Here is a 17,294-nt window from a genome sequence, read left to right as displayed (position 1 = left end):
CCCCGGACCCGGAGCCCCTCAGCGGTTGATGACGAAGCCGCAGGCCGAGTCGAGCACCACCTTGGCCCCGGCGAGCGCCTGGAGCAGCCGCTCGTAGTGCTCGTGCTCGGCGTCGAGCTGCGCCCGCACCGCCTTCTCCTCCAGGCCCTGGTGCGTGAGCGACAGCTTCATGCGCGCGAGCGCCGCGTCACGCTCGGCCTCCACGGCCTTGCGCGCGCGCGCCTGGAGCTTGCCCAGGTCCGCCTCGGCGGCCTTGAGCGCCACCGGCACGCCCGCGTCCACGAAGGCCGCGAAGCCCGGGAAGGCCCGCGCCACCTCGTCCCCCTTGAGCGACTTGCCCTCCGCCTCCAGCGCGCTCAGCACCCCCGTGTCCGCCTTGGGACCCGAGGCGCCCTCCACCACCGCCACGTGCACCAGCGTGCGCTCGAGGAAGCGCGCGAGCTGACGGCTCGGCACCCGCGCGCCCGGCGAGGTGTCCTCGGGCTCGGGCAGCTGCACGTGGTAGAGCAGCTCCACGCCCCGCGCCTTGAGCGGCCCGCGCTTCTCGATGAACCGCGCCGCGCTGCGCCCGTACGGCCCGTCCCGCAGGAAGCCGAACAGCGACTCCACGATGGGGTGGCCCGTGGCGTAGTACTCCAGCTCCTCGGCCTCCACCGCCGTGTCGCGCCAGAAGGTGCCCAGCACCGTGCGGTCCTCGTTGATGTCGATGCCCGGCAGGCCCTCCACCTTGAGCGCGTGGCCGAACTGGAACGCGCACTGGAAGGCATCCACCTGCTCGTCCGTGTCCACGCCGATGCCCACCCGGCGCGCCAGCTCCGTCACCGACTCCTCCAACCGCTCGTCCAAATCCCTCGCCACGCTCCACAGCCCCTCCTCCAGGCTCGGCGCGTCCTCCTCCTCGTCCTCCTCCTCCAGCCCCATGCGCTCCTGCGCCCGCTTCACCAGCCGCGCCACCGCGTCCTTGTCGAACGAGCGGATGTCCAGCAATGGATCATACGCGCGCTTCACCTGCGCCCGCGCCGCCTCCACCTTCGCCTTGAGCTCCGAGGCGTACGCCATGCGCGACTCGCGCGGCAGCAGCGCCAGCTCGGCCAGCCGCGGCTCCACCTCCTCCAGCACCGCGTCCAGGCCGCCCACCGTCTCGCCGAAGACGCCCACCGCGTCCGCCAGCAGCATCAACACGTCCGCGGCCAGCGTGCCCGCGGAATCGAAGACGTGGATCTCCACCGGGTGGTTCTGCCCGATGCGATCCAAGCGCCCGATGCGCTGCTCCACCGTCGCCGGACTCCACGGCAAGTCGTAGTGCACCAGGTGGTGCGCGAACTGGAAGTTGCGGCCCTCGCCGCCCACCTCGGTGCACAGGAGCACCAGCGGGCCCTCGGGATCGCGGAAGCGCGCCACCTGCCTGTCCCGCTCCACCAGGGGCAGATCCCCATGGTAGGCGAGCGCCTCGGTGCCCTCGCGGCCCAGCTCCGTGCGCAGCGACTCGAGCGTGTCACGGCTCTCGGTGAACACGAGCACCTTGGCCCGGGGCTCCGCGCTCCAGATGCCGCGCAGCACCTCCTGGAAGGCGCTGAACTTCGCGTCGCGCGCGGGCAGCTTGAGCGAGCCCGCCACGCTCGCCAGGGCCTTGTTGCCCTGAAGCGCCTCGGCGAAGGCCGCGGGGCTCGACTCCAGGCGGCGCAACAGGTTGCCCAGGGGTGCCCCGCGCAGGGTGGACGAGGCGAGCGCGGCCAGCGCGGCGTCGCGCGTGCGCAGCTCCTCGGCGGACAGCTTCACCGGGTGACGGTGCAGCCGGCGCGTGGAGAAGCCGCCCACCACCGCGCGCCGGTTGCGCACCAGCCGGTCCGACAGGCTGTACGTCTCCGCCAGGTGCTGCAGGAGCGCGTCCCGGTCCTTCAGCGCCGTGAGCCGCGAGTCGTCCGGGAAGCGCGCCGCCAGGGCCTTCACCGCGCCCTTGGCGTCCTGGCCCTCGAGCAGCCCGCGCACCGCCGCGCTCAGCTCCTCCTGCCGCGCCAGCCGCTGCTCGAAGCCCGCCACCGTGGGCGCCGTCGCCGCGTCGATGAGCGTGAGCAGCCCATGGTACTCGGCGGGATCCAACTGCATGGGCGTGGCCGTGAGCAGCAGCAGGCCCCAGCTGTTGGCCGCCAGGCCCTCGGCGGCCGCGAAGGCCTTCTCGCCCTTGAGGTGGTGCGCCTCGTCGATGATGACCAGGTCCCAGAACGCGTCCTCGTCCGCCACGGCGCGCCGGTGCTCCTCGCTCCGGGCGAGCATCTCCAGGCTCGTCACCACCAGGGGGAAGCGCGCCCACGGGGACACCTGGGGCTGCTCCTTGAGCGAGCTCGCGTACCGGTCCGAGTCCATGAACGTGAAGAGCTGGTTGAACTTGTGGAACAACTCCACCAGCCACTGCACGGTGAGGTGGCTGGGGGCCACCACCAGCACGCGCCGCGCCAGCCCCGACAGCCGCAGGGCGCTGAACACCATGCCCGCTTCGATCGTCTTGCCCAGGCCCACCTCGTCGGCGAGCACGAAGCGGGGCCGACGCGCGCTGAGCACGCGCTGCACCACGCCCACCTGGTGCGGCTTCACCATCACCCGGCTGGCCAGCAGCGCGCCGAGCGCGTCACACCGCCGCTCGTCGTCCAGCCGCAGCGCCTGCTTGCGCAGCATGAAGGCCCGCGCCTCGCCCACCCGGCCCTCGCGCAGCGTGGACAGCACGTCCGAGCGCGGGGCGAGCGCGTGCACCTCGGACTCGGGCAATTCGTCCTCCTCGCCCGTGTCGGCGTAGCGGATGACGTAGCGGCGCAGGCCCCGGCCGCCCTCCTCCTCGCCCACCACGGTGGCGCGCCGGCCCCGGGCCGTCTTCACCGGCTCGCCCTGGGTCAGGCGATAGGACACCAGGGCCCCGCCCTTGGTGGACACCAGCACCGGCTCGCCCTCCCGGGCGGGGAAGAGGACGAGCGCCTTGGCGCCCTCGTCCTGCAATTCGAGGAGATGCCCCACGCCCCACTCGGGCTGGGGGAGGTAGCGGACCTTGTTGCCTGAAACGAAGGACATGGTCGGAAACAGACCCTCACGTCAGAAGAAGCAGAAGAAGAAGGGGTGGCTCATAACCCCCCGACACCCTCCGGGCCATTCTCTGGAGCCCCCGAGGGAGCTTCCGGCGCGGACCCGGAGCGCACGAACCCTGTCCTTTAACGGACAGCGCGCCATCCCACGAGGGTGATTTCCTGGCCGAGTACGCACGACCAAGTTGGAAAGAACCAGCGACTCCACCCTCGGGAGACGCTGAGGGGGAGACCAACCCATGCCGCCGCGTCACTCAAGCCGCCCGCTGTTCGCGGGCGTGGGCCTGCTCGCGCTCGTTCCCACCACCCTCGCCGCCTTGGGACTCGCCGCCGGGTGGCCGGACCTCCCGCCCCTGGACAGCCTGCCCCCCACCGCGCTCGGAGTACTCGCGGGCCTGTTGAGCGGGGCGGGATTCCTCCTCGGCTACGGCCTGGGCTGGAAGCTGCGTCCCCCGCTCCCTCCCCCACCCCCCCTGCAGCCCGTCCCCGTGCGGGTGGATCTCTCGCGGCTGTCCACCGAGCAGCTCTACCTGGAGTTGGAGCGCATGAACCGGGAGGCCCTCCTGTCCGGACCGACCCGCCGAGCGCTCGCCCCCTGGCTCGATGCCAGGTCAGAAAAATGACTTTTCAGCACTGTGAATAATTCCCTTAGAAGTTGAAATCCCAAGGGAAAACCGCTCTAATCTGTTCAGACGCGAATCTTCGTGTTCCCGGAAATAGGGAAATGAACGGGATTTCGTGGGGCGCTGGGCTGGGTGGGGACGGGCGAGGGTCTGCGCGAGAACCAAGGCTGGACGGGTGGCCCCCGCCACCCCTACTGGGAAAAGAGGGTCCGCCATGAGCGGTCAGATAGCACTGGGCGTGCCGTCGCACGCGTCTGTCCTTTTGCGCGGCATGGGGCTGGTGGCGTTCCTCTGGGGGGCGGGCTTCGCGCGACCGGCGGCGGCCTCCGAGGTGACTTCCGCGGGGAAGACCGGGGAGGACGCGCGGGAGGTGGCGCGTGGGGGCTCCAAGCCCATCCCCCTGGCGCTCGAGGTGGGCTACGAGGGCCTGCCTCCCGGCAAGGTCCAGCCGCTGCGGGTGAAGGCCGGGCAGAGCTTCTTCATCAACCAGATCGACGTGCGCGAGGTGGTGAAGTCCACCCGGGACGAGGGCGTGGACGGGCTGCGCCGGACGGGCCGTTTCGCACAACTGCCCTGGCAGGGACTCAAGCAGGCGGACGAGGAGCCCATCATCCTGCCCAACGCGGACGGCACCTACACCCGGCGCCGCTTCTACCGGCAGGCGCAGTGGATGGAGCAGACGAGCGTCTTCACGGTGCTGCCCGTGGATGGGTGGGGCCGCCCCACCGGCCGCCCCATCCTGCTCAACATCGGCCGGGGGGATCGCCGCCAGCCCACCGACGACTTCTTCATCCGCCGACTGCGCGCGGTGCAGACCACCGCCGACTGCAAGAGCGTGAGTGACTGCTCCACCGCGCGCAACTTCACCGAGGAGGCCCTCGTCGAGGTGCGCAACGCGCGCACCGGCGCCACGCCCTTCACGCTCACGCGCAACACCCGCGCCCTGCGCCTGTTCTGGACGATGCGCGCCGGCGTGGACTACTACACCATCCCCATCGAGCAGGAGGACAAGCCCGCCTACGCCTACGGCGCCTCGGTGGACATCAAGGCCCTCACCCCGCCGCGCGCCAATGGCACCTACGCGGCCGGCGCGAGCATCACCTTCCAGCTCACCCTGCGCGATGGGGCCGGCAAGCGCCTGCACCCCCAGGGCAGCCTGCCCACCTACAAGGAGTACTCCTCGGGCCAGGTCGACTCCGGCCTGCAGTACTACCGGGCCTTCTTCGAGCCCACCACCACCTATTACCTGCGCAAGCACCGCGAGCGCATGCTGATGACGCAGATCATCGGCCCCGCGCAGAAGATCCAACCCATCCGCAGCATCGTGGACCTGGACGCCTTCTTCGGCGCCGACGACGTGCAGACGGTGGGCACGCTCGAGCGCGACGGCGTGTTCGCGCAGTTCCAGACCTTCCCGCCCGCCAACGACTTGTTCGGCGGCGCCTTCTTCCCGGACAAGGGCGGCTGGGACGCGCCCGTGAGCGACACCTGGACGTACACCCTGCCCGCCAACGCCGAGCCCGGCACCTACCTGGTGACGGTGAAGGGCCGCCGCGTCTACCTGGGCGAGGACATCCCCTTCAGCAAGACGATCAACATCCAGGTGGAGTCCGCGCAGCCCACCCAGCCCAACCTCACCACCGGCCCGTGCAACAGCTGCCACAGCGAGGGCGGCGAGCTGGTCAAGGTGCTGCACGCCAATGACAACCGCGCCGGCTGCAACGCCTGCCATGCCCCGCTGGGCTTCGAGCTGGAGGGCCCCATCGCCGTGCGCACCCACTTCATCCACTCGCGCTCGGGCCGCTACGACTCGCCCCTGCAGCAGTGCGACAAGTGCCACCTGAAGGCCGAGGGCATCCAGCGCACGAGCAAGGCCGCGTGTCTGTCCTGTCACAAGAGCTACCCGGACACGCACGTGCAACAGTTCGGTCCCATCGAGAGCATGTACGTGGGCGGCGGCCGCGAGTCCTTCCAGCAATGCACGGATAGCTGTCACAAAACCCACCCAGGCAGTAACCTGTAGGCCGCACTGCCCTACTGCCCCCGCGGGAGGTCCTGGTTGGCTCGAGTGAAGATGCAGACGGCGCGCAGCACATTGGTGGAACCGGTTGCCGTGGCAGAGGATCTCATCCGGCAGCTCGAAGGTGGCGAGACCCCCCGGCTCGTCACCCTGTTCGCCTCGCGCGAGCGGGATCAGCTCGCCCTCAACCGCGCGGTGCGCGAGCGGCTGCCCCCAGGCACGCGCCTGGTGGGCGCCACCACCGCGGGCGAGCTGGACAACCACGGCATCCACTCGGGCAGCGTCGTGATGGGCGCGCTCTCGGGGGACTTCGAGGTGGGGCTGGGGCTGGGCACCGGCCTGTCCGTGGACGCGGTGAGCGCGGGCGCCATGGCCATGAAGCGCGCCGCCCAGGAGCTGGGCGTGCGCCAGTCGGACATCGATACGCGCCGGTACGTGGGCCTCGTCATCGATGACGGCTTTCGCTACAAGAAGGAAGAGCTGCTGCTCGGCCTGCTCGAGAAGAACCAGGCGCTGATGCTCGTGGGCGGCGGCGCCGCCGACTCCGATCCGGATCCCCAGAGCCAGTCCGCCCAGCTCCACGTGGACGGCGAGGTGACCACGGACAGCGTGCTGGTGGCGCTCTTCAAGACGAGCGCGCCCTGGGCCGCCCTGCGCTCCCACTGGTACCAGCCGCTGGGCGAGCGCCTCACCATCACCCGCGTGGACGACAGCGCCACGCGCGCCCTGGAGATCGACGGCAAGCCGGCCGCGCGGCGCTACGCGGAGATGCTGGGCGTGTCGGTGGAGGATCTGGAGTTCGGCAAGCCCCGGGGCTTCGCCGCGCACCCCACCGCCCTCAAGGTGGGCCGTGAGTACTTCATCCGCGCCCCCTGGAAGGTCCTGCCCGACGACTCCATCCTCTTCGCCAACCTCCTGGAGGAAGGCACCGAGCTGGAGCTGATGAAGGCCGGGGACCTGGCCGGCATGACGCGCGCCTTCTTCCAGGAAGAGCTGCCCCGCCGCGTGCTCAACCCCCGCGCCACCCTGCTTTTCCATTGCAGCGGCCGCATGTGGTACGCCCAGGCAACCGGAGCGGTCGGCGGCATCGCGGACTCCTTGCGTCACGCTCCCACAGCGGCTGGAATGAATGTGCACTTCGAGCTCTACTCGGGGTTTCACATCAACACGACGCTGACGGTCTTGGCGTTCGGGGAAAACTGACGGATGAGCATTCCGCCCCCTGCCGTGTCGGACACCAGGACACTGAAGTTGCTTCTGCTGGCGGGAGCGCCCGAGGGCGCCCGCATCCTCGAGGCCCTGCGGCGCTCGGACCTCGAGGTCTCCTCCGAGCACCCCGCCACCCCCGAGGCGTTGAAGGTGGCGCTGGAGCGCGAGTGGGACGTGGCCGTGTGTGGCCCGGGCCTGCCCGGGCTCACCTTCCGCGAGGCCGCCCCGCTCATCCAGGAGAGCCATCCCCTGCTGCCGCTGCTCGTCGTCGGGGCGGTCTGGGACGAGGAGGAGATGCAGTCGGCCCTGGAGCAGGTGCGCGCCAGCAGCTACCTGGAGATGGACCGCCTGGGATTGATTGGGCCGGTGGTACGCCGGGAGCTCCAGCGCGCCCAGGAGCGGCGCCAGCACCAGCAGGCCGAGCAGGAGCAGGAACACTCGCGCTGGCTGCTCGAGCGCATCGTGGACAGCCTGCCCTTCGTCCTCTTCGTGAAGGACGGCGAGGATCGCCGGCTGCGCGTGGTCAACCGCACCTTCGCCGACGCCTTCGGGGTGACCAAGGAGTGGTTGCTCGGCAAGCTCGACCACGACTACTTCCCCAAGGAGCAGGCCGACTCCTTCGTCACCATCGACACGGAAATCCTCGAGACGGGCAAGCTCAAGACCTTCGAGGAGGTGGCGCGCACGGGCGGGCAGGATCGCGTCTACGCCACGCGCAAGCTGCCCCTGTTGGATGACTCGGGCCGGGCGCGCTACGTGCTCGGCATCACCGAGGACATCACCGAGCGCAAGGCCGCCGAGGAGAGCCTGCGCCGCTCCAAGGCGGAGCTGGAGGCGGCCAACCGGCGCCTCGCCGAGAACCTCGAGGAGCTCCAGAAGAGCCGTGCCGTGTCCGCGCGCACGCTCGCCAGCTACCAGCAGCGCGCGCTGCAGATGGAGCTCATCCGTCAGCAGAACGAGGACCTGGACCGGCTGGCCACGGAGCTCGCCGCCGCCAAGCGCAACGAGGAGGAACGGGCGCGCGAGGCGGAGAGCGCCTTCCGGCTGCGCAGCGAGTTCCTCGCCAACTTCAGCCACGAAATCCGCACGCCGCTCAACGGCATCATCGGCTACTGCGACCTGCTCATGCGCGAGGAGGGCAGCCGGCTCACCGCCCACGGCCGGCGCGACCTCAACGTGGTGAAGAAGAACGCGCAGACGCTGCTGGCGCTCATCAACGACATCCTCGACCTGTCGAAGATCGAAGCGGGCCGTATCGAGGTCGTGGTGGAGCGGGTGGACCTGGCGGAGCTGGCCGAGGAGTGCACGGCCACGGTGAAGGAGTACCTCAAGGGCAAGGACGTGGAGCTGCGCACGGACATCGACGAGCACGTGGCCCACGTGCGCACGGACGCGCTCAAGCTGCGGCAGATACTGCTCAACCTCCTGTCCAACGCGGCCAAGTTCACCGAGTCGGGCGAGGTGTCGCTCACCGCGCGCGCCGAGGGCAACGAGGCCGTCTTCGTCGTCGAGGACACGGGCATCGGCATCCCGCCGGACCAGCTGCCCTTCATCTTCGAGAAGTTCCGCCAGGTGGACGGCTCCACCACGCGCAAGGTGGGCGGCACGGGCCTGGGGCTCGCCATCGTGCGCGAGCTGAGCAAGATACTGGGCGGCGGCGTGGAGGTGGAGAGCACGCTGGGCCGGGGCACCACCTTCACGGTGCGGCTGGCGGGCGTGCTCGAGGGCGAGTCCCTGGGCCAGTCGCGCGAGCTGGACAAGCCCGTGGCCGCCGAGGACGTGGGCGCCGTGCTGACCCCCATGATGCGCGGGGGCACCGTGCTGGTGGTGGATGACGACGTGCTCGTGCAGCAGCTCGTCGCCGGCCAGCTCGAGCCCTCGGGCTTCACCGTGGTGACGGCCTCGGACGGCATGGAGGCCTTGCGCAAGGCGCGCGAGCTGCGCCCGCAGGCCATCGTCCTGGACATCCACCTGCCGCGGCTGGACGGCTGGAGCGTGCTGTCCACGCTCAAGGGCGAGGCGGATCTCTCGCGCATCCCCGTCATCATCATCTCCGTGGAGGAGCAGCGCGCGCGGGGCTTCTCGCTCGGGGCGTGCGAGTACCTCGTCAAGCCGGTGGAGCCGGATCACCTGGTGGAGGTGGTGCGCCGCAGCATCGGCAGCGCCGCGGGCGCCGGCGAGGTGCTCGTGGTGGACGACGACGCCTCCACGCGCGAGCTCGTCAGCCGCTCCTTGCGCCGCGCGGGCTTCTCCACCCACGAGGCCCACAACGGCGAGGACGCCCTGCTCAAGGCGCGCGTCTCCCCGCCCACGCTCGTGGTGCTCGACTTGATGATGCCCAACCTGGACGGCTTCGAGGTCATCCGCCGCATGCGCGCGGACAAGCTCCAGGTGCCCGTGGTGGTGCTCACCGGCAAGTCGCTCACCGCCGAGGAGCAGGCCGTGCTGCGCGACGGCTTCGCCGGCTTCGTGCAGAAGGGCGGCCACGCGCTGGAGGACGTCATCGGCCAGGCCAAGGGGCTGCTGCTCAAGCAGAGCGCCCAGCGCGCCAACCGCCAGCCGCGCATCCTCTACGTGGAGGACAACCCGCAGAACCGCGACATCGTCCGCCGCTACCTCGGCGGCCTCTTCGAGGTGCTGGAGGCCGAGGACGGGGAGATGGGCGTGGAGCGCGCCACGCGCGAGGTGCCGGACCTCATCCTCATGGACCTGTCCCTGCCCCGCGTGGATGGTTGGGAAGCCACCCGGCGCCTGCGCCAGGTGCCCGCCGTGGCCAGCGTCCCCGTCATCGCCGTGACGGCCCACGCCGGACGCGAGTACCAGGAGAAGGCCTCCGCCGCCGGCTGTGACGCCTATCTCACCAAACCCTTGGATCGCGAGGTGCTCCTCGACACCATTCGCAAGCATTTGGGGAAGACCCATGGATGAGCGCATCACCACCAGGGCCCGCGTCCTGGTGGTGGACGATGATCCGGATCAACTGGACCTCGTCCGACGTACCCTGGCTCCCCACTTCGACGTGCAGACCCACGACTCGGCCCTGGGCGTGTCCAACCTGGTGCGCCAGGGCGAGCCGGATCTCGTGTTGTTGGACGTGAACTTCCCCGCCCTCAAAGGCGACCAGGTGCTCACCCTGGCACGCCGGTACGCTCCCAAGGGGACCAAGTTCATCCTGTACTCGGCAACGGACGAGTCCCGTTTGCGCTCCCTGGCTCTCGCCGCGGGCGCGGATGGTTATCTCTCCAAGAGCATTCAAGGGGCCGAACTCATCCAGAAACTCAACGCCTTCCGCGGATAGGTCCCCCAGGCTCCTGTCCGAGGCGGACGTGTCCTCGAAAGGGGCCCCTGTCCCGGATGCCCCCAGGAGGACGCATGGAACAGATCCCCGAGGTCGTCGTCAGCGCCGCCGAACAGTTGAGGCGTCAATTGCAGGGCCCGTGGCTCAACCCGCTGCTCAAGAAGTGGGTGGGCCAGGGCGAGTTGGACTACGAGAAGTACGTGCGCACCCCCGAGCTGCTCGCGCTCCAGACGCCCCCCGCCCAGCGGGTGAGCCCCGACGAGCTGCTCTTCCAGGCCGTGCACCAGTCCCAGGAGCTGTGGCTCAAGCTGCTCGCCCACGAGTCGGTGGAGGCCGTGGAGGAACTGGACGCCAATGCCCTCTGGGAGGCCTCGGCGCGGCTGGAGCGCCTGCCCCGCATGGCGCGCGTGCTCGCCGCGGAGCTGGGCGTGCTGGAAACCCTCACCCCGGACACCTATCAGATCATCCGCCGCAGCCTCGGCAACGGGAGCGGACAGGAGTCGCCGGGCTACAACGCCGTGAGCGTCGCCGCCCGGGGTCTGGACGAGGCGCTGGAGCGGCTGCTGCGACGGCGCGACGCGCGGCTCGCCGACGTGTACGCGACGTCCCGCTACCCCGACCTCAAGCGCGTGTGCGAACAATTGCTCGACTACGACGAGGCCTGGCAGCACTGGCTGTACACGCACTTCCAGCTCGTGCGCCGCACCATCGGCGTGGACGCCACGGTGAAGGCGCTCGATGGACTGCCCACGCGGGTGCTGCCCGGACGCATGACCCAGCCCCTCTTCCCCGCGCTGTGGCGGGTGCGCGTGGAGATGACGGCCACCTGGCAGCGCGAGGGCGGCCACGCGCCCGGGGCGCCCCGGGACGCGAGCGGAGCGGGTGTCCCATGAGCGAGCCGCTCCCCGGGCCTCGCGCCCTGCTGCACCTGCTCTTCAACGGAGCGCGGGCCGTGGACGTGGTGGAGACGGCGCTGCGCCTGGGGCTGCTCGACGCGCTCGAGCCGGGGCCGGTGACGCTCGCGGCCCTGAGCGAGCGCCAGGGCCTCGTGCCCGCGCGCCTGGACAAGTTCCTCGACTGCCTGGAGAGCCTGGGGCTCGTGCGGCGCGAGCCCACCCCGGACGCGCGCGAGGAGACACGCTACGCGGCGGTACCGGGCCTGCGCGCCGCGGCCGAGGCCGTGCTGGGTCCCCGCTCATTGGAACGAGACCGGGAGAGGTACGCCTGGCACGAGCTGCACGGCCATCTGCCCGAGGTGCTGCGCGGTGAGCGCAGCGTGTCCCGCGAGGCCTTCGACTGGCCTCCGCGCACGCCCGAGCAGGTGGCCGGCTTCGAGGCCAGCATGGCGGCGGGGCTCGGCCCCATCGTGGAGACCTTCCGCGCCCACGCCGACGCCCTCTTCCCCGCGGGCACGCGGCTGCTGGACGTGGGGGGCGGCGATGGCAGCCTCGCGGCGCACCTGTTGGAGGCCCGGCCCGACCTGCGCGTGGACGTCTACAACCTGCCCTCGTGCGAGCCACTGGTGGAGCGCACCCGGCGGGCGCGTGGACTCGAGGGTCGGCTTGGCTTCGTGGCCGGGGACTTCCTGCGCGAGCCCCTGCCCAACAGCCATGACGCCCTGTCCTTCGTGCGCGTGCTCCATGACTGGCCCGAGGACACGGCGCACGCCCTGCTGCGCGCCGCCTTCGAGGCCCTGCCTCCGGGCGGCCGCGTCCTCATCTGCGAGGAGTTCCGCACCCCGGAGCGGCTCGCCGCCCAGTTCTTCTGGTCCTACTTCCTCATGGGAGTGGACTCGTGCGGCAGCCGGCTGCGCGACGTCGCGTTCTACACGCGCGCCCTCCCGGCATCGGGCTTCCGCGAGGTGCGCGTCCTTCCCGGCCCCTTCGAGCTCGTCACCGCCCTGCGGCCCTGAGGCGCTCTGGCTCTACTTGGGGAACTCGGCCTGCTGCTGCTGCGGCGGCGGCGGCCGGGCGAACCCGCTCTGGTAGGCGATCATCGCCATCTCCACGCGGTTCTGCACGCCCATCTTCCGGTAGAGGTTGGACACGTGGGCCTTCACGGTGCGCTCGGTGATGCCCAGGCGCGCGGAAATCTGGAGGTTGTCCGAGCCGGCCGCCACCAACTCCAGCACCTCGCGCTCGCGCTGGGTGAGCCGCTCCAGTGGGGAGGCTGAAGCGCCGGGGTTCAGGCTCACCAGCTCCGGGGGAACGAGGCTCTCCCCGCGCGCCACCTGCTCGACGGCGGACAGCAGCGCCGCGCCGCTCGCGTTGAGCTTGCACAGGTAGCCGGCCGCTCCCGCCTGGAAGCAGCGCTCCAGCAGGGAGGCCTCGCGATGGGCGGAGAACACGATCGACCGGGTGTGGGGGTAGCGCTCGCGCAGCACTTCCACCAGGCGCAGGCCATTGTCCACCGCCCAGTTCCCCGGGTTCTCCAGGCGCAGGTCCACGATGGCCACGTCCAGCGGCTTGTCCTGCATCTGGGCGAGCAGGCTCTCCACGTCCCCGCCCGAGGCACACACCTCCATGCCCGAGCCCTCGAAGAGGGCCACCAGGCTCTCCCGCAGAACCGTCTGATCCTCCAGGATGCCGACCCGAATCCGTTCCCGCATGATGTGACTCCTCGCTGAGGTTGGCCCCGCCCGCTCGGCAATACCCACGGTCGACTTGAACTCTACCACCCGGGATGCGACCGCCCCCCTCGTGCGGGATGGACCTGTTGTGTAGCGCCCAGAGTCTCGTGCGACGAGCATCTCGCACGCCCGTGGGTGAACGCCTCGCCGAGGAGCGGCGCGGCGACCGGCGCGGGAGACTGTCCTCGAGTCCAATCGCCCCATCGCCCCGCCCCAATGAAGAGCCGAGAAGGGCCGACGACGGACCTCCCGGGATGGTTGTCATTGGGCGCCGCGCGGCCCACCGCCCGGCCTGACGCTTCCTGGCCGTCCGTCCCCGACCGGGTTCATTCCTGGAAGCTCTTGCTTGATTTACTTGCCTGACGGGGTTACAGGCGTCCGATTTCTGGCCTCCGGCGCGAGTTCCGGGAGGGTTGGACCTCCCTGATCGCTGACGGAGCAGTATTGTTCGGGTGCGCAGCCCCCCGCTGCCTCTTGGGGAAGAGTCCCATCTCCGAACAGTCTCCGAAAGGGAGCCCATGTCCGAGATCGAGAACAAGATCCGCGTGCTGGTGGTGGACGACGACGTCGACCAGCTCATGCTGGTCGAACGCACCCTCCACGCCTACGGCTTCGAGATCCGCACCCACCGCTCCTCGCTGGGCGTGTCCAACCTGGTGCGCACGGTGATGCCGGACCTGGTCCTGCTGGACGTGAACATCCCGGCGCTCAGCGGGGACAAGGTGCTGGCGCTCGCGCGCAACCAGGCGCCGTCCACCACGCGCTTCATCCTCTACTCGGCCTCGGACGAGGCCCGGCTGCGCTCGCTCTCCCTGGCGTCGGGCGCGGATGGCTACATCTCCAAGAGCGTCCAGGGCGAGTCGCTCGCCCGCAAGCTCATCAGCATCTACAAGAAGAGCCGGCTGCCCGCGGCGAGCGCGCGCTAGTCCCGCGCGCCCCCGAGCGGCCCGGCGCGCTCAAAGGAGCGCGGCGACTTCCTGGTACACCCGGGTGAAGTCGCCCTCCGCGCCGACCAGCCGCAGGTTCTGCACGAGCCCCCCGGTGGAGCGGAAGAACATGACCGCCTCGGCGGGCGGACGGATCTTCAGGAAGCGGGGCGCGTTGCGCGTGAAGTGCGAGCGCAAGTCGCGCGTGATGGAGCAGGTGGCGAAGTCGTAGGGCGCCAGGCGCATGGGCCGGCCGACGATCTGGAACACCTCCTGGATGAGCGCGCTCCCCTCGTCGTCGGGCAGCTCGCAGGTGAAGCCCACCTCGCGGCTCAGGGCGAGGATGTCCATGGGCTCCTTGCGCATGGCGTGCAGGAACATGCGCCGGTTGGCATCCACGAAGTGCGCGCTGAAGCGCTTGATGGAGCCGAAGTCGAGCACGCCCAGGCGTCCATCCTCGAGCACCATGAAGTTGCCCGGGTGGGGGTCCGCGTGCAGGTCGCCCACGGTGAAGAAGGGCCCGTAGATGGCGAGGATGAGCTGGCGCGCCACGCGGTAGCGCTCCTCGGCGGAGGGATGGGAGACGACCCAGTCCTTGAGGGTGCGGCCGCGCAGCAGCTCCAGGGTGAGCACGCGCCCGGTGGTGAGCGCGGTGATGACCTCGGGCACCTTGAGGTCCGGCAGGCGCTCGGCGCTCCGGGCGAAGGAGGCGCACAGCGCGGCCTCGCGCAGGTAGTCCGTCTCCAGCAGCATCTCGTCGCGCAGCTCGCGGAAGTAGGCGGTGCCGTCGGCGAGCTTCGACGCCTTGGAGACCGTCTTCACCACGAGGCCCAGGTTGTCCATGTCCCCGGAGAGCGTCTCGGCGATGCCCGGGTACTGGACCTTGACGGCCACCGGCCGGCCATCGTGCAGCACGGCGCGGTGCACCTGGCCGAGCGAGGCGGCGGCGAGCGGCGTCTGGGAGAACTCGCGGAAGAGCTTCTCCGGCGCGTCGCCGAGCTCCTCGCGGATGACGCGCTCCACCAGGGCGTAGGGCATGGGGGGCGCCTCGTTCTGCAACCGGGCGATGACCTGGCGCACCTCGGGCGAGAGCATCTCCGTGTCCATGGCCACCGCCTGGCCGATCTTCATCGCCGCGCCCTTCATCTCCCCGAGCGTGGTGACGAGCTTCTCCGCGGCGGACATGCTGAGCAGCTCCGGATCCTGGCCCACGAGCCGTTTGGCGCCGCTCTTGAGGACGTCCGCGCTGAGCTGCGCGGAGAGGCCCGCGAGCTTGCGGAAGCGGGTGAACCGGCCCTGGGTGGGGAGCTTGTCGTCGTCGGGGGGATTGGAAGCCATGGCAGGACCCGCATCCTAACGGGATGCGATGGCTTCCGCCGAGTGGCGCATCCTCGCCTGGAGGGCATGCCAGCGCTTGAGGGCCTCGAGGTGGAGGGGATCCGCGCGCAGGGCGGCTTCGTAACAGGCGAGTGCCTCGGACATGCGACCGGCCGACAGGTAGGCCTCACCGGAAGCGATGTGCAGCAGCGAGTGGCCCTCCGTCTCGGGGTGGCGTTCGAAGTAGCGGCGGCGGCACGCCTCCAGGGCGGTGACGGTGAGCCCCGCGGACAGGCAGCGCATCACGCCCTTCACGTTGCGCAGCTCCGCGTCGTACTCCACGCGCCGCTCGGGCTGACCCAGCACCTGGAGGCACTCGGCCACCCGGGCGAGCGCGCGCTGAGCGAAGGTGCGCTGGGCGTCGGACAACGGCAGGGAGAGCAGGGACTCGAGCCGGGCGCGCGCCTCGCGGGCGTGGGCCCGCACGCTGTCGGCGTCCGCGTCGCGCGGCACGCCCAGCACCGCGTACCGGTCCCCCTGGAGCCGCTGGCGGAAGTCGCGCAGCACGACCTCGGCGCGCGGATCATCCGGCGTGGGCGCCGGGGGCGCGGGAGGCGTCCCCGTGAGCAGGCGCGAGAAGCGCTGCTGGAAGGCGGGGGTGGCGTCGCGCAGCTCCACGCCGAAGCCCGGCGCCATGTTCCACGCCCGGGCCTGCTCGGCCGACACGTGGCGCACCACCTGGCCGACACAGGGCAACTCCCCGCCCGGCAACTGGAGCACGAGCGACACGTCGGAGCGCAGCGGGGGCGGCGTCCCGGCGCAGCGAAGGAAGAGGCCGGCGCGGCCCACCCGCTCCGCCGGGTAGTCCCGCGCGCTCGGTCCCGGCACCCGCGCGGTGAAGGCGGCGGGGGCGGGCGCCACGGGCGCCGGAGCCGCCTTGAGGGCGGACTCCAGGGCGGCGCGCAGCTCGGCGGCGGTGGTGAAGCGCTCCTCGGGGCGCTTGGCCAGCGCGCGCATCAGCACGGCGGAGAGCGCCGGAGACACGCCCGGGCGCACCTCGTGCGGAGGCACCGGCTTCTGCGTCAGGTGCGCCACGAGCACCGCCGCGGTGCTCTCGTTGGAGAAGGGAACGCGGCCGGTGAGCAGCAGGTAGCCGAGGACGCCCACGGCGTAGAGGTCCGTGCGCGCGTCCACGGCCTCTCCGCTGCACTGCTCGGGCGCCATGAACTCGGGCGTGCCCAGCAGCACCCCCGTGCGCGTGGGCGTCTCGCCCTCCATGCGCGCCAGCCGCTTGGCGATGCCGAAGTCGAGCAGCTTCACCCGCTGGCGGCCCTGGGCGCCCGGCACGAGGAAGATGTTGGCCGGCTTGAGATCGCGGTGGACGATGCCGCGCGCGTGCGCCGCCCCGAGCGCGTCACACACCTGGGTGAGCAGCTCCACGGCGAGCGCCGGCTCGATGGGGCCGCGCGCGAAGGCGGCGAGGCTCTGCCCCTCGAGGTACTCCATGACGACGTACGGGCGGCCGTCGCGCGTGTCCAGGTCGTAGATGGTGACGACGTTCTCGTGCTGCACGAGGCTCATCGCCCGCGCCTCGGCCAGCAGGCGCGCGACGAGCTCCGGCTCCTCGGCGAGGTGGCTGTGGAGCACCTTCACCGCCACGCGCTTGGGCATGAGGACGTGCTCGGCGAGCAGCACCGTGCCCATGCCGCCGCGGCCCAGCTCGCGGATCGCCCGGAAGCTGCCGAAGCGCTGACCCACCAGCTCCCCGCCGCGCTCGGCCTTGGGCGGCAGCGTGGGCATGGACGCGGGGACGAACGTGGGGCATTCCGCGCCCTCATGAGGCGCCGGACAGGAGCACGGTGACTGGGAATTGAGTTCCACGCGAACACCCATCCTTGCGATGTTCATGCCGAGGGACGGAGGGAGTCTCGGCGGCCAGGCTCCCACCTGGGCTCAGGCGTGCTTCCCCTCGACAGGACGTCGGCGGCTTCCTCGCCCCTGACGGAGCCCTGCTCCGTCAGCAGGCGGACGAGGATGTAAATAAAGCCAAAGTCGCCCGGTAATTCCTGCTGTCTTTCCGATCCCCCGTCCGGTGGATGACACGTTTCAACCGTCAGCCCCTCGTACCGGACGATCACACGGGAGGAAACCTGGGACGGGATGAACGCGAAACGCACCACCCCTCACACGAGGAGCGGTGC

Annotated in this window: 12 protein-coding genes; 8 read left to right on the top strand and 4 right to left on the bottom strand. The window is 70.7% G+C overall.

All coding sequences use genetic code 11. The features are described from left to right. Positions 1-18: 18 nt before the first annotated feature. The gene (locus D187_RS24710; protein ID WP_002625898.1) at positions 19-3,060 is read right to left on the bottom strand and encodes a helicase-related protein; all 3,042 of its coding nucleotides are present in this window, start codon (positions 3,058-3,060) and stop codon (positions 19-21) included. 250 nt (positions 3,061-3,310) lie between these two features. Between D187_RS24710 and D187_RS24705 the strand changes: the two genes are divergently transcribed. The 7 genes from D187_RS24705 to D187_RS24675 all read left to right on the top strand — a co-directional run bounded on the left by D187_RS24705 (position 3,311) and on the right by D187_RS24675 (position 12,133). Beyond that, positions 3,311-3,694 carry a hypothetical protein gene (locus D187_RS24705; protein WP_002625899.1) on the top strand — a complete coding sequence of 128 codons (384 nt, stop codon included), beginning with the start codon at positions 3,311-3,313 and terminating at the stop codon, positions 3,692-3,694. Positions 3,695-3,908: 214 nt separating this feature from the next. Continuing rightward, entirely contained in the window at positions 3,909-5,717 is a 1,809-nt protein-coding gene (locus D187_RS24700) for a cytochrome c3 family protein (RefSeq protein ID WP_002625901.1), read from the top strand. 36 nt (positions 5,718-5,753) lie between these two features. Further along, positions 5,754-6,917, top strand: coding sequence for an FIST signal transduction protein (locus D187_RS24695; protein WP_002625902.1), 1,164 nt, complete (start codon positions 5,754-5,756; stop codon positions 6,915-6,917). 3 nt (positions 6,918-6,920) lie between these two features. Further along, positions 6,921-9,851 carry a response regulator gene (locus D187_RS24690; RefSeq protein WP_002625903.1) on the top strand — a complete coding sequence of 977 codons (2,931 nt, stop codon included), beginning with the start codon at positions 6,921-6,923 and terminating at the stop codon, positions 9,849-9,851. After that, positions 9,844-10,221, top strand: a complete 378-nt coding sequence (locus tag D187_RS24685; RefSeq protein ID WP_002625904.1) for a response regulator — start codon at positions 9,844-9,846, stop codon at positions 10,219-10,221. The genes D187_RS24690 and D187_RS24685 overlap by 8 nt, the downstream gene beginning before the upstream one ends. 74 nt (positions 10,222-10,295) lie before the next feature. Continuing rightward, complete coding sequence (locus D187_RS24680) at positions 10,296-11,114, top strand: tryptophan 2,3-dioxygenase family protein (RefSeq protein WP_002625905.1); 819 nt, start codon at positions 10,296-10,298, stop codon at positions 11,112-11,114. Further along, positions 11,111-12,133: a methyltransferase gene (locus D187_RS24675; protein WP_002625906.1), complete on the top strand. Its 1,023-nt coding sequence runs from the start codon at positions 11,111-11,113 to the stop codon at positions 12,131-12,133. The genes D187_RS24680 and D187_RS24675 overlap by 4 nt, the downstream gene beginning before the upstream one ends. Before the next feature lie 12 nt (positions 12,134-12,145). Here D187_RS24675 and D187_RS24670 read toward each other — a convergent pair whose 3' ends face one another. After that, a complete protein-coding gene (locus tag D187_RS24670) occupies positions 12,146-12,829 on the bottom strand; it encodes a response regulator transcription factor (protein WP_002625907.1) in 684 nt (227 codons plus the stop codon). 539 nt (positions 12,830-13,368) lie between these two features. On the opposite strand from D187_RS24670, the gene D187_RS24665 reads away from it, so the two are divergent. Then, on the top strand, positions 13,369-13,776 hold the full coding sequence (locus tag D187_RS24665; protein WP_002625909.1) for a response regulator: 408 nt from the start codon (positions 13,369-13,371) through the stop codon (positions 13,774-13,776). Positions 13,777-13,806: 30 nt separating this feature from the next. Here D187_RS24665 and D187_RS24660 read toward each other — a convergent pair whose 3' ends face one another. Together D187_RS24660 and D187_RS24655 are read right to left on the bottom strand one after the other, a co-directional pair. Further along, complete coding sequence (locus D187_RS24660) at positions 13,807-15,114, bottom strand: ABC1 kinase family protein (RefSeq protein ID WP_002625911.1); 1,308 nt, start codon at positions 15,112-15,114, stop codon at positions 13,807-13,809. A gap of 15 nt (positions 15,115-15,129) precedes the next feature. Continuing rightward, on the bottom strand, positions 15,130-16,974 hold the full coding sequence (locus tag D187_RS24655) for a serine/threonine-protein kinase (protein WP_245591810.1): 1,845 nt from the start codon (positions 16,972-16,974) through the stop codon (positions 15,130-15,132). Positions 16,975-17,294: the final 320 nt, after the last annotated feature.

This window comes from Cystobacter fuscus DSM 2262 (genome assembly GCF_000335475.2).
GTDB classification, from domain to species: domain Bacteria; phylum Myxococcota; class Myxococcia; order Myxococcales; family Myxococcaceae; genus Cystobacter; species Cystobacter fuscus.
The sequence above is the reverse complement of the archived record's forward strand: the minus strand, read 5'-3'. Positions and strand labels throughout refer to the sequence as shown.

What these genes read in the sequence shown, in the direction of transcription:
- D187_RS24710 (WP_002625898.1), bottom strand. Translation starts at nt 3,060, where the DNA reads ATGTCCTTCGTTTCAGGCAACAAGGTCCGCTACCTCCCCCAGCCCGAG.
- D187_RS24705 (WP_002625899.1), top strand. Translation starts at nt 3,311, where the DNA reads ATGCCGCCGCGTCACTCAAGCCGCCCGCTGTTCGCGGGCGTGGGCCTG.
- D187_RS24700 (WP_002625901.1), top strand. Translation starts at nt 3,909, where the DNA reads ATGAGCGGTCAGATAGCACTGGGCGTGCCGTCGCACGCGTCTGTCCTT.
- D187_RS24690 (WP_002625903.1), top strand. Translation starts at nt 6,921, where the DNA reads ATGAGCATTCCGCCCCCTGCCGTGTCGGACACCAGGACACTGAAGTTG.
- D187_RS24685 (WP_002625904.1), top strand. Translation starts at nt 9,844, where the DNA reads ATGGATGAGCGCATCACCACCAGGGCCCGCGTCCTGGTGGTGGACGAT.
- D187_RS24680 (WP_002625905.1), top strand. Translation starts at nt 10,296, where the DNA reads ATGGAACAGATCCCCGAGGTCGTCGTCAGCGCCGCCGAACAGTTGAGG.
- D187_RS24675 (WP_002625906.1), top strand. Translation starts at nt 11,111, where the DNA reads ATGAGCGAGCCGCTCCCCGGGCCTCGCGCCCTGCTGCACCTGCTCTTC.
- D187_RS24670 (WP_002625907.1), bottom strand. Translation starts at nt 12,829, where the DNA reads ATGCGGGAACGGATTCGGGTCGGCATCCTGGAGGATCAGACGGTTCTG.
- D187_RS24665 (WP_002625909.1), top strand. Translation starts at nt 13,369, where the DNA reads ATGTCCGAGATCGAGAACAAGATCCGCGTGCTGGTGGTGGACGACGAC.
- D187_RS24660 (WP_002625911.1), bottom strand. Translation starts at nt 15,114, where the DNA reads ATGGCTTCCAATCCCCCCGACGACGACAAGCTCCCCACCCAGGGCCGG.